The sequence below is a fragment of the Haloarchaeobius baliensis genome, from assembly GCF_052060055.1.
Taxonomy (GTDB): domain Archaea; phylum Halobacteriota; class Halobacteria; order Halobacteriales; family Natrialbaceae; genus Haloarchaeobius; species Haloarchaeobius baliensis.
The window spans coordinates 903,627-916,417 of the sequence record NZ_JBPPFR010000001.1; the positions used below are offsets into that span (position 1 = coordinate 903,627).

Annotated in this window: 13 protein-coding genes and 1 tRNA gene; 5 read left to right on the plus strand and 9 right to left on the minus strand. The window is 69.2% G+C overall.

Going from position 1 to position 12,791, the window contains the following annotated elements:
- Window positions 1-17: 17 nt before the first annotated feature.
- The 4 genes from trpG to trpD are packed head-to-tail and all read right to left on the minus strand — an operon-like array spanning window position 18 to window position 3,929.
- Complete coding sequence (trpG, locus tag ACSG06_RS04635; RefSeq protein WP_440989098.1) at window positions 18-647, minus strand: anthranilate synthase component II; 630 nt, start codon at window positions 645-647, stop codon at window positions 18-20.
- The gene (gene trpE, locus ACSG06_RS04640) at window positions 644-2,254 is read right to left on the minus strand and encodes an anthranilate synthase component I (protein ID WP_440989099.1); all 1,611 of its coding nucleotides are present in this window, start codon (window positions 2,252-2,254) and stop codon (window positions 644-646) included. The genes trpG and trpE overlap by 4 nt, the downstream gene beginning before the upstream one ends.
- Window positions 2,251-2,928, minus strand: a complete 678-nt coding sequence (locus tag ACSG06_RS04645) for a phosphoribosylanthranilate isomerase (RefSeq protein WP_440989100.1) — start codon at window positions 2,926-2,928, stop codon at window positions 2,251-2,253. The genes trpE and ACSG06_RS04645 overlap by 4 nt, the downstream gene beginning before the upstream one ends.
- Complete coding sequence (trpD, locus tag ACSG06_RS04650) at window positions 2,925-3,929, minus strand: anthranilate phosphoribosyltransferase (RefSeq protein ID WP_440989101.1); 1,005 nt, start codon at window positions 3,927-3,929, stop codon at window positions 2,925-2,927. The genes ACSG06_RS04645 and trpD overlap by 4 nt, the downstream gene beginning before the upstream one ends.
- A 113-nt stretch (window positions 3,930-4,042) precedes the next feature.
- Between trpD and ACSG06_RS04655 the strand changes: the two genes are divergently transcribed.
- Window positions 4,043-4,768: a PKD domain-containing protein gene (locus ACSG06_RS04655; protein ID WP_440989102.1), complete on the plus strand. Its 726-nt coding sequence runs from the start codon at window positions 4,043-4,045 to the stop codon at window positions 4,766-4,768.
- A gap of 110 nt (window positions 4,769-4,878) precedes the next feature.
- A tRNA-Val gene (locus tag ACSG06_RS04660) sits at window positions 4,879-4,953 on the plus strand.
- Window positions 4,954-4,990: 37 nt separating this feature from the next.
- On the opposite strand, the gene ACSG06_RS04665 is transcribed toward ACSG06_RS04660, so the two are convergent.
- The 3 genes from ACSG06_RS04665 to ACSG06_RS04675 all read right to left on the minus strand — a co-directional run bounded on the left by ACSG06_RS04665 (window position 4,991) and on the right by ACSG06_RS04675 (window position 6,865).
- Complete coding sequence (locus ACSG06_RS04665; RefSeq protein ID WP_440989103.1) at window positions 4,991-5,512, minus strand: CNNM domain-containing protein; 522 nt, start codon at window positions 5,510-5,512, stop codon at window positions 4,991-4,993.
- A gap of 75 nt (window positions 5,513-5,587) precedes the next feature.
- Complete coding sequence (locus tag ACSG06_RS04670) at window positions 5,588-6,124, minus strand: adenine phosphoribosyltransferase (protein WP_440989104.1); 537 nt, start codon at window positions 6,122-6,124, stop codon at window positions 5,588-5,590.
- Window positions 6,125-6,550: 426 nt separating this feature from the next.
- Window positions 6,551-6,865, minus strand: coding sequence for a lycopene cyclase domain-containing protein (locus ACSG06_RS04675; RefSeq protein WP_440989105.1), 315 nt, complete (start codon window positions 6,863-6,865; stop codon window positions 6,551-6,553).
- A 134-nt stretch (window positions 6,866-6,999) separates the two neighbouring features.
- Between ACSG06_RS04675 and ACSG06_RS04680 the strand changes: the two genes are divergently transcribed.
- On the plus strand, window positions 7,000-8,157 hold the full coding sequence (locus ACSG06_RS04680; RefSeq protein ID WP_440989106.1) for a CBS domain-containing protein: 1,158 nt from the start codon (window positions 7,000-7,002) through the stop codon (window positions 8,155-8,157).
- 35 nt (window positions 8,158-8,192) lie between these two features.
- On the opposite strand, the gene radB is transcribed toward ACSG06_RS04680, so the two are convergent.
- Window positions 8,193-8,891 (minus strand): DNA repair and recombination protein RadB, encoded by a 699-nt coding sequence (gene radB / locus ACSG06_RS04685; protein WP_440989107.1) that lies wholly within the window; start codon window positions 8,889-8,891, stop codon window positions 8,193-8,195.
- Window positions 8,892-8,963: 72 nt separating this feature from the next.
- Between radB and ACSG06_RS04690 the strand changes: the two genes are divergently transcribed.
- Window positions 8,964-9,728 (plus strand): hypothetical protein, encoded by a 765-nt coding sequence (locus ACSG06_RS04690; RefSeq protein WP_440989108.1) that lies wholly within the window; start codon window positions 8,964-8,966, stop codon window positions 9,726-9,728.
- A 95-nt stretch (window positions 9,729-9,823) separates the two neighbouring features.
- Here the strand turns inward: ACSG06_RS04690 and ACSG06_RS04695 are convergent, their stop codons facing one another.
- Window positions 9,824-10,081: a hypothetical protein gene (locus tag ACSG06_RS04695; protein WP_440989109.1), complete on the minus strand. Its 258-nt coding sequence runs from the start codon at window positions 10,079-10,081 to the stop codon at window positions 9,824-9,826.
- A 303-nt stretch (window positions 10,082-10,384) separates the two neighbouring features.
- Between ACSG06_RS04695 and ACSG06_RS04700 the strand changes: the two genes are divergently transcribed.
- A complete protein-coding gene (locus tag ACSG06_RS04700; protein ID WP_440989110.1) occupies window positions 10,385-12,610 on the plus strand; it encodes a CDC48 family AAA ATPase in 2,226 nt (741 codons plus the stop codon).
- Window positions 12,611-12,791: the final 181 nt, after the last annotated feature.

Consider the following 12,791-nt stretch of genomic DNA (forward strand, 5'->3'; position numbering starts at 1 on the left):
CAACCCCGGCCGCGCGGTCAGGCACCGCGCGCGTCGGTGATGGAGTCCAGGAAGTTGTCGACCACGTCGTGACCCCTGCCCGTGAGCACCGACTCCGGGTGGAACTGCACGCACTCGATGGGGTGCTCGCGGTGGCGCACGCCCATGACGAGCTGTTCGGTGCCATTCTCACCCGCGTGGTCGGCCGTCGCGGTCACCGCGAAGCAGTCCGGGACGGTCTCGGCGACCAGCGAGTGGTACCGACCCGCCGAGAAGCCCTGCTCGATGCCCGCGAACACGCCCGCACCGTCGTGGTCGATGGGCCAGGCCTTCCCGTGGACGGGGGCCGGCGCGCGCCCGACGCTCCCGCCGTAGGCGTAGACCGCGGCCTCCAGTCCGAGACAGACGCCGAACGTCGGCACCTTGGGGCTGACCTCGCGGAACACGGCGGGCGTGACGCCCACGTCGCGCTCGTTCCTCGGGTGCCCCGGCCCCGGCGAGACGACGACGGCGTCGGGCTCGAACGCGCGGACCTCGTCGAGGCTCGCCGTGTTCCGCAGGACGAGCGTCTCCGGCTCCGCGCCCGAATCGATGAGCGACGACTCGACGTACTCGACGAGGTTGTACGTGAACGAGTCGAAGTTGTCGACGAACAGCACGCGCGTCATCGCGGCACCTCCGGGACCGGCTCCTCGGGTTCGCGTTCGATGCGCCGGAGCGCCGTCAGCACGCCGTCCATCTTGGACTCTGTCTCCTCGTACTCCGCCGTGGGGTCGCTGTCGGCGACGATGCCCGCGCCCGCACGGACGCGAACGCGGTCCTGTCCGTCCGCGGCCGCGCCGCGCTCGACCGTGGCGGTGCGGATGACGATGGCCACGTCGGCGTCGCCGGTCCACGAGTAGTAGCCGACGCCGCCGCCGTACAGGCCGCGGGGCTCGTCCTCCAGCGCGTCGATGATCTCCATCGCGCGGACCTTCGGCGCGCCGGTGAGCGTCCCGGCGGGGAAGGCGGCGCGTGTGGCGTCGAACGCATCGGCATCGGTGGCGAGCGCGCCCGTCACCGTGGACTCGATGTGCTGGACGTGGCTGTACTTCAGGACGTTCATGAACTCCTCGACGCGGACGGTGCCGGGTTCGGAGACCCGGCGCACGTCGTTGCGCGCGAGGTCGACGAGCATCGTGTGCTCGGCGCGCTCCTTGTCGTCGGCGAGCATCTCGCCCGCGAGCCGGCGGTCCTCGACGGGACTGTCGCCGCGCCGGCAGGTACCCGCGATGGGGTTCGAGGTGACGCGCCCGCCGCCGACCGAGACCAGCGTCTCCGGGCTCGCGCCGACGACGTGGCGGTCGCCGTGGGCGAGCAGGTACATGTACGGCGACGGGTTGACGTCCCGGAGTGCGGCGTACAGCCCGAGCGGGTCGCAGTCGCCGACGAGTTCGCGGGTGCGGGAGACGACGCCCTGGTAGATGTCGCCGTCGAGGACGTGCTCCTTCGCGTTCCCGACCGCGCGCTCGTACGCCTCGCGCGAGCCGGCCGTCTCGCCGGTCCGGACGAAGCCGCCGGGGTCCGGTTCGGCGGCCGCCGCGAGCACGCCCGCGACGTACTCGACCTCGGAGACGAGCGAGTCGTACACTGGACCGGCATCCTCGTCGGCGCTGACGACGGGCGTGACGACCAGCGAGACCTCGTCTGCGTGGTGGTCGAAGACGAGGGTCTTCGTCGTCAGCACGAACTCGGCGTCGGGCACGTCGGAGTCCGGCCTGTCGAGGCCGACATCGTCCAGGAACAGGTCGTACACCGATTCGTATCCCAGGAACCCGACGAGGCCGCCGCCGAGCTGCTGTCGCTCGGTGTCGGGGAAGCCGACGGGTTCGGCGTCGGGCATCGCCGACCGAAGCGTGTCGAGCGTGTCGTCGCCGTCGGGCGCGACGAGCCCCTCGTAGCGCTCGTCGCAGACCGTCACGGTGGCCTCGTTGTCGGTGATGCTGACGACCGCGGCGGGGTCGTAGCCGACGAACGAGTAGCGCGCGTGACGGTCGCCGTCGTCGGGCCGGAAGGCGCCGTCGGGGTCGCTGGAGGCGGTCTTCTCCGCGCTCTCCAGCAGGAACGAGTGCTTGGCCTCGTCGGAGAGCGCGGCGTACGCGCCCAGCGGCGAGCTGTCCACGTCGAGCGTCGTCTCCGCGCGCACGACCGCCGGCCGCTCGGCCGTCGCGGTGTCGTCGACGAGGTCGCAGAAGGTGTCGCGGTCGGGGACCAGTGCAAAACCGGCGTCGTTCATGGCTCCACCGTCGGCCGCTCCGTGGCCGCCTCGCCGTCGGTCGTCGCCTCCCGCGTGGCGGCGACGAACGCGGCGACCGCGTCGTGGTCCTTCACGCCGCCGCTGGCCTCGACGCCGCTGGCCACGTCGACGGCGAACGGGTCGACCGTCGCGACCGCCTCGCCGACGTTCGACGGGGTGAGCCCCCCGGCGAGGACGACCGGCACGTCGAGGTCGGCGGTCGCCTCGCGGGTACGCGCCCAGTCGTGCGTCTCGCCGGTGCCGCCACCGCCGTCCTCGCCGATGGAGTCGACGAGCAGCGCGTCGACCACATCGACGTACCGCTCGGCGGTCTCCGGTACGGCCGCGTCGACGTGCTTGACGACCCTCGCGTCCACCCGCGAGCGGAGGTACGCCACGTCCCCCGGCGGCAGGTCGCTGTGTATCTGGACCGCGTCGGGTTCGATCTGTTCGACGAGGGTGGCGGCCCTGGCCGGTGCGTCGGGCATCGTCACCAGCACGGTCGTCACGAACGGTGGCGCGTGGGCGACGAGCTCGGCGGCGCGTGCGGCCGAGATCTCGCGCGGCGAGTCCACCGGCACGTCGACGACGAAGCCGATGGCGTCCGCACCGGCATCGACGGCGGCGTCCACGTCCGCTTCGCGGGTGAGCCCGCAGACCTTCACCCGGGTCATTGTGCGACGGCCGACTGGAGGTCCGCCAGCCGGTCGGCGGCGTCGCCCGACGCGATGGCCTCGCGCGCCCGTTCGACGCCGGCCTCGATGCTGTCGACCTCGCCCGCGACGTAGATCGCTGCGCCGGCGTTCGCGAGGATGATGTCGCGCTTCGGCCCGGTCACGTCGCCGCGGAGGATGCCCGTGAGGTCTTCGGCGTTCTCCTCCGGCGAACCGCCGGCGACCGCGGCGACGGGTGCGCGGTCGAGTCCGAGGTCTTCCGGGGTGAGCGTGTACTCCGCCACGTCGCTGCCGGTGACCTCCGCCACCACGGTCTCGTCGTGGATGGCGATCTCGTCCATGCCGGAGCCGTGGACGACCAGGGCGTGTTCGACGTCCATCCGGGCGAGCGCGCGACCGAGCACGGGGACGAGGTCCGGGTCGTAGACGCCGACGACCTGCGCGTCGGCACCGGCAGGGTTCGTCAGCGGCCCGAGCACGTTGAACACGGTCCGCATCCCGAGCTCCTGGCGCGGACCGATGACGGCCTTCATCGCCGGGTGGAACACCGTCGCGAGCATGAAGCCGATGCCGTCGTCCTCGATCTGGGCCTCGACCGCGGCGGGTTCGGCGGCCACGTCGACGCCCGCGACCTCCAGCACGTCCGCGCTCCCCGACGACGAGGAGACGGAGTAGTTGCCGTGCTTGGCGACGGGGACGCCCGCGCCGCTGGCGACGAGCGCGCTCGTCGTGGAGACGTTGATGGTGTCGTAGTCGTCACCGCCCGTGCCGCAGGTGTCGACCAGCGGTGCCCGGTTCGGCGAGATGGTCCGCGCCGCCGCGCGCATCCCCTCGGCGAAGCCGGCGATCTCGGCCTCCGTCTCGCCCTTCGCGCGGAGGGCGGAGAGCATCGCCCCGATCTGGGCGTCGGTCGCGTCCTCGAAGACGTGGCCCGCGACCTCGCGGGCCTCGGTCTGTGTCAGGTCCTCCCCCGCGGCCACACGTTCGATGTAGTCCTGCATTGTAAGTCACCAATGTATGGTTTCGTCTTACGATGTACAAAATCGTACATCAACTTAAACGTGTCGTCACTGGCGAGGGTTCAAGTACGGGAACGGGGCCACTCCGGGGCACGATGTCGGGAGACCACAGTCGACGACACGTACTGCGCACAGCCGCCGGCGCCCTCGCCACGGGTGGACTCGCCAGCGTCGCCCTCGCCGGGACGGGGGCCGCGGACGACGACGAGCCCACACCGAAGGCTGGCGACGAACCGCCGGTCGCCGTCCACGGCGCCGAAGCCGTCCCGTCCGTACACGGGACGCGGTACCGGACGGTCGTCGGGCGGGAGGTCCGGTTCGCCCTCGCCCGGATGACGACGATGGTCGTCCGACCGGGTGCTCCCCGCGTCAGCGAGTGCACCTGGACCATCGACGGGACGGCCTCGCTGACGGGCCCGGCGGTGACACGGACCTGGAAGACGACGGGCACACGGGAGATCGGTCTCACCGTCGAGTACACAGACGGCACCGTCGCGCGGCAGACGCTCCGCGTCGACGTGGTCGAGCAGAACGAGGCACCGCTCGCCGTCCCCGACGTCTACCCCGCGCGCTGGTTCGACGACGGAGCCGCCGTGACCGCCGGCGAGGTCGTCACCTACGACGCGACCGCCAGCGAGGACGACGACGGCGAGATCGTCGCCGCCACCTGGGACTTCGACGGCTACACCGTCGACGGGATGGTCGTCGACCACGAGTTCCGCCGCACGGGCCCCAAGGCGGTCACCCTCACCGTCACCGACGACGACGGCGCGACGGCCGAGACGGAGCTGTTCGTCTACGTCGAGCGCCCCGAGCGCTGACCCCGCGCCGTCGCCCTGTCTCGGACCACCATACGCCGCCCCAATCGAAACCCTTTTTTATACCAGCGGTGAACGATTGAGTGCACGCAGCACAGAACCAGTGCGCCACTGGGTTGGTGGTCTAGTCTGGTTATGACACCTCCTTGACATGGAGGAGGCCGGCAGTTCAAATCTGCCCCAACCCACTTCTGACGACGCAACGACGCGAGACTCTCGTGTGCCTCACTCGGCGTCGTCGACGTAGTTCTCGATGGCACCCTCACCACCGATGGCCGCGCTGAGTCGCCGCGTCGCAACGTCGAAGACGGCGACGAGCGGGAACAGCACCAGCTCGACCACGCGGAGCGGCCGCGCCACCCGGAGCGCCCACTGTAACGCGTTCCCGAGCCCGTAGGACTTCGGGACGATCTCGCCGAAGACCAGCACGGTCGCGCTCGCGACCACGGTCGCCAGCACCACCGCGACGCCCGTGGAGAACGACTCCACGAGCAGCGCGGTCGTGATGCTCGATATCGCCACGTTCACCACGTTGTTACCGACCAGCAGCGTGACGAGCAGCCGGTGGGGGTCGTCGCGCAGCTCGGCGAGCTGTGCCGCCCGCCCGTCGCCAGTCGCTGCGTGCTCGGCCAGCTGTTCGACCGGAAGCGAGAAGATGGCCGTCTCGCTGGAGGAGAAGAACGCGCTCAGACCGACCAGTACGACCACCGCGACGATACCGAGGGGGACGAGCGGAAGCGCGACCATACCACCCCGTCCCGCCACACCGGGAAGAAACCACGGTCGGCCCGCGGTCGCCTCGCTGTCCTGCCCGCCGGCCGCTCAGTCCACGATCTCGACGCCGTCCTCGCCCACGCGCACGTCGAGCAGGCTCTTGACCTCGTGGTCCATCGGCACCGGGTCGGACTCCACGCGACGGATGACCGTCACCACGTCGACGACGTTCGCGCCGACCTCGTCCAGCGCCTCCGTGATGGCCGCGACGAACGCGCCCGTGTTCGTCAGGTCGTCGAGCACGAGCACGTCGTCGCCCGGCTCCACGTCGTTCAGGTAGAGCCGGTCCGCGCCCGCGTCGAAGCCGTACTCGTCGTCGAAGCCGTACTGCCGGTCGCGGATGACCACCAGCGGGATGTCCGAGACGAGCGACACCGCCGTCGAGACGTGGACGCCCATCGTCACCGGCGTCGCGATGACGTCCGCGTCGGCGAGGTCCGCCACCTGGCAGATGCCGTTGACGACCTCGCGGACGAGCTGCGGGTCGAGCGTCGGGATGCCGTTGCTGATGGGGTGGACGAGGTACGGGCGTCCGTCCTGGTCGATGACCGGGGCCTCGTGGACCGAGCGTTTCAGGGCGTCCATGTTGGTGGGGTGTCTGTCGGTAGCGGGTAAAACTGCGTGGATTTCTGTTCGTGTCCTCGTTTGCGGCTGTGGCTCTCTCTGTTGCTTGTGATACAAACAGCGAGAAAGCCCCGACACTCTCGACTCGGGAGACTCCCTGCGCTCCTCGCTTCGCTGCGGTGCCTGAGCGCTACGCGCTCAGACTAGCGAGAGCTTCGCTCTCGCGTCGCTTGCTTCGTCTGCCTTCGTCGAGAGCGTCGCCCCTTTCAGTCCACCCGACAGCTCAGCACCGCACGTCACCTCACGCCTCCCCAGCCGTCTGCGATGCTCGGTCGCAGGCTCCCTGCGCTTCTCATCCCTCGCGCGCTGGCGCCTCGCGGCTTCGCTGTCGCTCAGCACGCTCGCCAGCGCGCGCCGATGGTGAGAATCCGGGCTCGTCGAATGCTGTCACTTCCGTTCCTCGTCCCGCAACCGCAGATTCTCGTGGATGCCGAGCACGAAGGCGGGGACGACGACGATGAAGATGTGCTCCTCGATGGGGATCCAGAGCAGTTCGACGCCGGTGCGCATGGGGATGGAGAACACGCCGACCTCGAGGGTGTACCAGTCCCAGAAGTACGCGACGGGGTAGAGCACGGCGATGGTCCGGCCGGCGCGGGCGAGCGCGTCGGCGCGGAGCAGCAGCAGGAACGCGGCGGTGCCGAAGACGACCTCGGTGGCGAGGTAGGTCCACGGGCCGAGGACGGTGATGTCCGGGAGCATGCCGGGGGCTTGGGGCCGGACCGACATGGTTCCGCTGCCGTTCCGCACTGGGGGCAGACCCGGTGTGCCGACGCTGGCGTGATGGGAATTGGCGGTATCTTCAAGACCGGTCGGGCGGAATCTACAGATGTACTATGGATATTTCTGATATTGCGACCGAGGAGTTCATCGAAGTCGACGTGAAGACCCGGCTGGGGAAGGTCCGCTCGCTGTTCGAGCAGGACAATCCGAAGGGCATCATCGTCACCCGGGATGGCGAGTACGATGCAGTTCTCTCCGAGCGCGAGCTCATCCAGTCCCACGTCGAGGACGACGCCAAGGTCGCGGCGCTGGTCAAGCCGAGCCGGAACGCACCGGCACCCAAGGTCGACCGCTACGAGGACATTCGGGAGACGGCACGTGTCCTCGTCGAGGGCGGCGTGAAGGTCGCACCGGTGTTCGAGGGTGACAACCTCTGGGGCATCGTCACCGCGGACGCGATCCTCGAGGCGGTGCTCGACAACCTCGACGCGCTCACCGTCGACCAGATCTACTCCGACGACCCCGTGACGGTCCGCGACGACGACGGCCTCGGGAAGGTCATCAACCTGCTGCGAGAGCACGGCATCTCGCGGCTCCCGGTGCTCGACGACGCGGGCGGGCTGACCGGCGTCGTCACCACGCACGACATCGCCGACGTGGTCGTCCGCGGGATGGACAAGACGACCCGCGGCGAGCGCGTCGGCGACACGGACCGGATGCTGGACCTGCCGGTCTACGACATCATGACGAGCCCGGTCCAGACGGCGACGCTCGACGAGTCCGTCGAGGACGCGGTCTCGCGGATGCTCGAGAACGACCTCGGCGGCCTCGTCGTCGTCGACAGCGATGACGACAGCCGGGTCGTCGGCGTGGTCACCAAGACGGACGTGCTGCGCGCGCTGACGTTCACCGAGGAGGAGCACATGGACGTCCAGATCACGAACATCTCGCTGCTGGACACCATCTCCCGCGAGGAGATCCGGGAGTCGCTGACGGACGTGCTCGACAAGTACCAGAAGATGCAGGTGGTCCACGTCCACGTTCGCTTCCAGGAGCACAAGGAGAAGCTCCGTGGCACGCCGCTCATCTACAGCCAGATCCGTGTCCGCACGACCAACGGGCAGGTCGGGGGCTCCGGCGAGGGCTACGGCGCCGAGAGCGCGTTCCGCGTCGCACTCGACAAGCTAGAGCGCAACGTCCTCGAGATGAAGAACTACCGCTCCGACGAGGAGTACCGCGGTCAGCTCGCGCGGAAGCTCAACGAGCTGTAGGAAGCGGGGCTGACACCCCCGGTCCGGTCCGTCGCTCAGAGCTCGGTCGCCGCGATGCCGGCGTCCGTTATCTCGAACTGTATCGATTCACCTGCGGGTTTCGCACGATGTTTCTCCAGCGTCGCCCGCCGGTTCCCGCCCCGGAAGCGGTCGATCCGGACGACGGTACCCATCCAGTGCTCCAGCGTGTTCCCGCCGAGCGCACGCGTTCGGTCGCTGTCGGGGTCGCTGAACACCTGGTTCGTCAGGAGCACGGCGAAGTCGTGCCGGCGAGCGAGCGACAGCAGGTGGGTCACCTGACGGCCGACCTTCCGGAGCGCGTCCCCGGCCTCGCCGTCCTCCCCGCGTTTCAACCGGTAGAAGCCGGTCGCGGAGTCCACCACCACGAGGTCCGCGCGCTCGGCGAACCCCTCGACGTCGCGGACGGCCTCCTCCTGCTCCCCGAAGTCGAGTGCCTCCTCGACGACGATGCGGTCGGTGATGTCCGCGATGTCCTCGTCGGCGTGCTCGGCGCGGGCGCTCGCGACCTGCTCGAACCGGTCGAGCGAGAGCCCCTCGGTGTCGACGTAGACGACGGTGCCGCCGTTGGCGGCGGTCTCGACGGCGGTCACCAGCGCGACGTTGGTCTTGCCGGCCGCGGGCGGACCGTACACCTGTGAGACGGTGCCGCGCTCGAAGCCGCCCCCGAGGAGTTCGTCGAGCGGCTCGTACCCGGTGGTGATGCTCTCGGTCACGTCTCCCCCTGGGTCGGCTCCGGATAAAAGTCCACGGAAGGCATTAAGCCCGACCGCATGGAAGTTCGGGAAGTGATAGTCGTCGCGACGGCTGACTTCGAGCTGTACCACGAGGTCGTCACCGAGCTCCGGGACCGCGGGGTGACGTTCACGACCGTCGAGCCGGGCGACCCGCTCCCCGAGGGGACCGACGTGGTCGTCGTGGCGGAGGGCGAGGCGGTCGAGACGGGCGAGGCGGACGAGGGTGACCCCGCCCCGGGCGTGCACGTCGTCCACGCCTCGCCCGATGCACCGCGACGCGCGGTCGACGCGGCGTTCGCGTACCTCCGGGGCGGCGACGGTCGGACCGTCGTCGGCGTGGACCCCGGCCGCAAGCCCGGTATCGCCGTGCTGGCCGGCGACACCGTCGTCGCGGCGTTCCAGGTGCCACGCGACGACGCGGCAGCGGTGGTCGAGGCGGAGGTGGCCGACGCGACGGACCCGGTCGTCAGGGTCGGCGACGGCGCACGGCTCGACGGCGCGGCCATCGTCAACGAGCTGGAGGACGTGCGCGTCGAACTCGTCGACGAGACGGGGACGACGCCGTACCTCGGCACCGGTGCGCGCGGGATGGGCGACGTGCTCGCGGCGGTGAACATCGCCCGGCTGGAGGGCGAGGTCGTCGAGAAGCGGGAGGTCGAGCCGACCGCCGGCGAGCTGCAGGTCATCAAGGACCGGTCGCGCGAGCAGTCCACGGAGAACCGGGCTATCGACGAGGTGCTCGCCCGGCGGGTCGCCGCGGGCGAGTTGAGCATCGAGGAGGCGCTGGCGCGACACGGTGAGAGCGACGAGGAGTAGCTGAACGGGTCGCGAGAGAGAGAACGTCCGGCCGGCGCCCTGGAGTCCCCCGACTCCACGGTGCCGGCGGTCGTGGTGTGGTGTACCGGGCGTCGTTAGCGGGCGGTCCAGTCGCAGTCGGAGCACGCCGGCACGCCCTGGACGTTGACGAGGTCACCGGTACAGGACGGGCAGTCGGTGGTCACCGCGACGCCGCCGTCGGCGATGGCGGTCGGTGTCTCGTCGGTCGACTCGGTCTCCGCGTCGGTCTCGTCGTCGCCGGCGGGTTCCGCACGCCGCCAGACGCCGAAGTTGAACGGGTGGTGGTCGTAGATGTTCTCGCGCTCCCCTGTGGTGTCGTTCTCGGTGGGCATGGCCTCGTACCTATCAGAAAACCATGTGCGCATTCCATATAAGGTTAGCTGACGGAATGTATAGGGGGCTAAAGAGTATTAATACAGTCTAAGGTTCGTGGCGATATGCCTATGTATGACACATATCTGGACGGGTCCTGCAGCCCGACCATCACGTGGCCGGTAGGATTTAGGGTGCACCGCCGCGAAATTCGATGTGTTACCATGGCACAGTATCGTCCCGCCGGCTCGCACGCAGCCCCCGGTAGCAAAAGACATATCGGGCCACGAAACCGAGTGGCCACCATCCCCGTAGCCTGAATCATGAACGAAGTTCAACTGGAGGTTGCCAAGGCGTACCCGAACGACTCGGGGCGCGGTATCGCCAGGCTCGACCCGGATACGCTGTTACATCTGAAGTTGAGCCCCGGCGACATCATCGAGATCGAGGGTGCAGACACCACCGCGGCCAAGGTGTGGCGTGCGGACCGGCAGGACTGGAACACAGACACGGTGCGCATCGACGGGTTCACCCGTCAGAACGCCGACGTGGGCATCGGCGAACGGGTGACGATCCGGAAGGCGGAGGCGACGAAGGCGGAGACGCTCGTGCTCGCTCCGCCCGAAGAGGCGTCCGTGCAGTTCGGCTCCGACGCGGCCGGCATGGTCAAGCGGCAGATACTGAAGCGGCCGGTCGTCGAGCGCGACATCGTTCCGGTGATGTCCTCGACGAACCACCCGTTCATGCGCTCGCCCGGCCAGGCCATCCCGCTCATCGCGGTCGAGACCGAGCCGGAGGGCGTCGTCCTCATCACCGAGGACACCGAGGTCGAACTCCGCGAGGAGCCCATCTCGGGCTTCGAGAAGACCGGCGGCGGCATCACGTACGAGGACATCGGCGGACTCCAGGGCGAGATACAGCGGGTCCGCGAGATGGTCGAGCTGCCGATGAAGCACCCACAGATCTTCAAGAAGCTCGGCATCGAGCCGCCCCAGGGGGTGCTCCTCCACGGGCCGCCCGGCACGGGCAAGACCCTGCTCGCGAAGGCGGTCGCCAACGAGACCTCCGCCAGCTTCTTCTCCATCGCTGGCCCGGAGATCATCTCGAAGTACTACGGCGAGTCCGAACAGCAGCTCCGCGAGATCTTCGAGGACGCGAGCGAGGAGTCGCCGGCCATCATCTTCATCGACGAGCTCGACTCCATCGCACCCAAGCGCGAGGACGTGACCGGCGAGGTCGAACGCCGCGTCGTCGCCCAGCTGCTGACGATGATGGACGGACTGGAGGCCCGCGGGCAGGTCATCGTCATCGCGGCGACGAACCGCGTCGACAGCGTCGACCCCGCCCTCCGTCGCCCCGGCCGGTTCGACCGCGAGATCGAGATCGGGGTGCCCGACGAGGTCGGCCGCGAGGAGATCCTCCAGATCCACACGCGCGGCATGCCCCTGTCTGACGACGTCAACCTGTCGCACCTCGCCGACGAGACGCACGGCTTCGTCGGCGCCGACATCGAGAGCCTCACGAAGGAGGCCGCGATGAAGGCTCTGCGCCGGTACCTCCCCGAGATCGACCTCGACGAGGAGGACATCCCGCCGAGCCTCATCGACCGGATGATCGTCAAGCGCCAGGACTTCCGCGGCGCACTCAACGAGGTCGAGCCGAGCGCGATGCGCGAGGTGCTCGTCGAGCTCCCGAAGATCACCTGGGACGACGTCGGCGGCCTCAAGGAGGCCAAGGACAACATCGAGGAGTCCATCGAGTGGCCGCTGAACCAGGCCGAGAAGTTCCAGCGGATGGGCATCGACCCGCCGAAGGGCGTGCTGCTGTACGGCCCGCCCGGCACCGGGAAGACGCTGATGGCGAAGGCGGTCGCCAACGAGACGAACGCGAACTTCATCAGCGTGCGTGGCCCGCAGCTGCTCTCGAAGTGGGTCGGCGAGTCCGAGAAGGCCATCCGGCAGACGTTCCGGAAGGCCCGGCAGGTCTCCCCGACGGTCATCTTCTTCGACGAGCTCGACTCCCTCGCCCCCGGCCGCGGCGGCGAGATGGGGTCGAACGTCTCCGAGCGCGTCGTCAACCAGCTCCTGACCGAGCTCGACGGGCTGGAGGAGATGGGCGACGTGATGGTCATCGGCGCGACCAACCGCCCGGACATGATCGACCCGGCGCTCATCCGCTCGGGCCGGTTCGACCGGCTCGTGATGGTCGGCCAGCCCGACGTCGAAGGCCGCGAGCAGATCCTCAAGATCCACACCGAGGACACGCCGCTCGCGACCGACGTGAGCCTGCGCGAGCTCGCCGAGCTCACGGACGGCTACGTCGGTTCCGACCTGGAGTCCATCGCCCGCGAGGCCGCCATCGAGGCGCTGCGCGAGGACGAGGACGCCGAGGCCGTCGACATGCGTCACTTCCGCTCGGCGATGGAGAACGTCAGGCCGACCATCACCGAGGACATCCTCGACTACTACGAGCAGATGGAGGACGAGTTCAAGGGCGGCACCGCCGACGTCGGCCAGGACCGTCGCGGCGGCCGCATCGGCTTCCAGTAGTCGCGGTTCGGGATTTTTGCGGGACGTTCGCGTGACCGCAGTGTGCGCGATCCACCGGCAGCGAGCGGTGCGCGGTTCGGAACGAGCGCTTGCGAGCGAGAGCCGCGTTGGCGAACGGGGAGCCTGCGACCCGCCGGGCGTTTTCACCCCTGTTCTTGCCGGGAGCGGTTCGAGCGCAGCG

Bases quoted from the DNA above. Each gene is read 5' to 3' on its own strand.
- trpD (WP_440989101.1), bottom strand. From the start codon at position 3,929: ATGCAGGACTACATCGAACGTGTGGCCGCGGGGGAGGACCTGACACAG.
- ACSG06_RS04680 (WP_440989106.1), top strand. From the start codon at position 7,000: ATGGATATTTCTGATATTGCGACCGAGGAGTTCATCGAAGTCGACGTG.
- trpG (WP_440989098.1), bottom strand. From the start codon at position 647: ATGACGCGCGTGCTGTTCGTCGACAACTTCGACTCGTTCACGTACAAC.
- ACSG06_RS04675 (WP_440989105.1), bottom strand. From the start codon at position 6,865: ATGCTCCCGGACATCACCGTCCTCGGCCCGTGGACCTACCTCGCCACC.
- ACSG06_RS04700 (WP_440989110.1), top strand. From the start codon at position 10,385: ATGAACGAAGTTCAACTGGAGGTTGCCAAGGCGTACCCGAACGACTCG.
- trpE (WP_440989099.1), bottom strand. From the start codon at position 2,254: ATGAACGACGCCGGTTTTGCACTGGTCCCCGACCGCGACACCTTCTGC.
- ACSG06_RS04695 (WP_440989109.1), bottom strand. From the start codon at position 10,081: ATGCCCACCGAGAACGACACCACAGGGGAGCGCGAGAACATCTACGAC.
- ACSG06_RS04645 (WP_440989100.1), bottom strand. From the start codon at position 2,928: ATGACCCGGGTGAAGGTCTGCGGGCTCACCCGCGAAGCGGACGTGGAC.
- ACSG06_RS04665 (WP_440989103.1), bottom strand. From the start codon at position 5,512: ATGGTCGCGCTTCCGCTCGTCCCCCTCGGTATCGTCGCGGTGGTCGTA.
- ACSG06_RS04670 (WP_440989104.1), bottom strand. From the start codon at position 6,124: ATGGACGCCCTGAAACGCTCGGTCCACGAGGCCCCGGTCATCGACCAG.
- ACSG06_RS04655 (WP_440989102.1), top strand. From the start codon at position 4,043: ATGTCGGGAGACCACAGTCGACGACACGTACTGCGCACAGCCGCCGGC.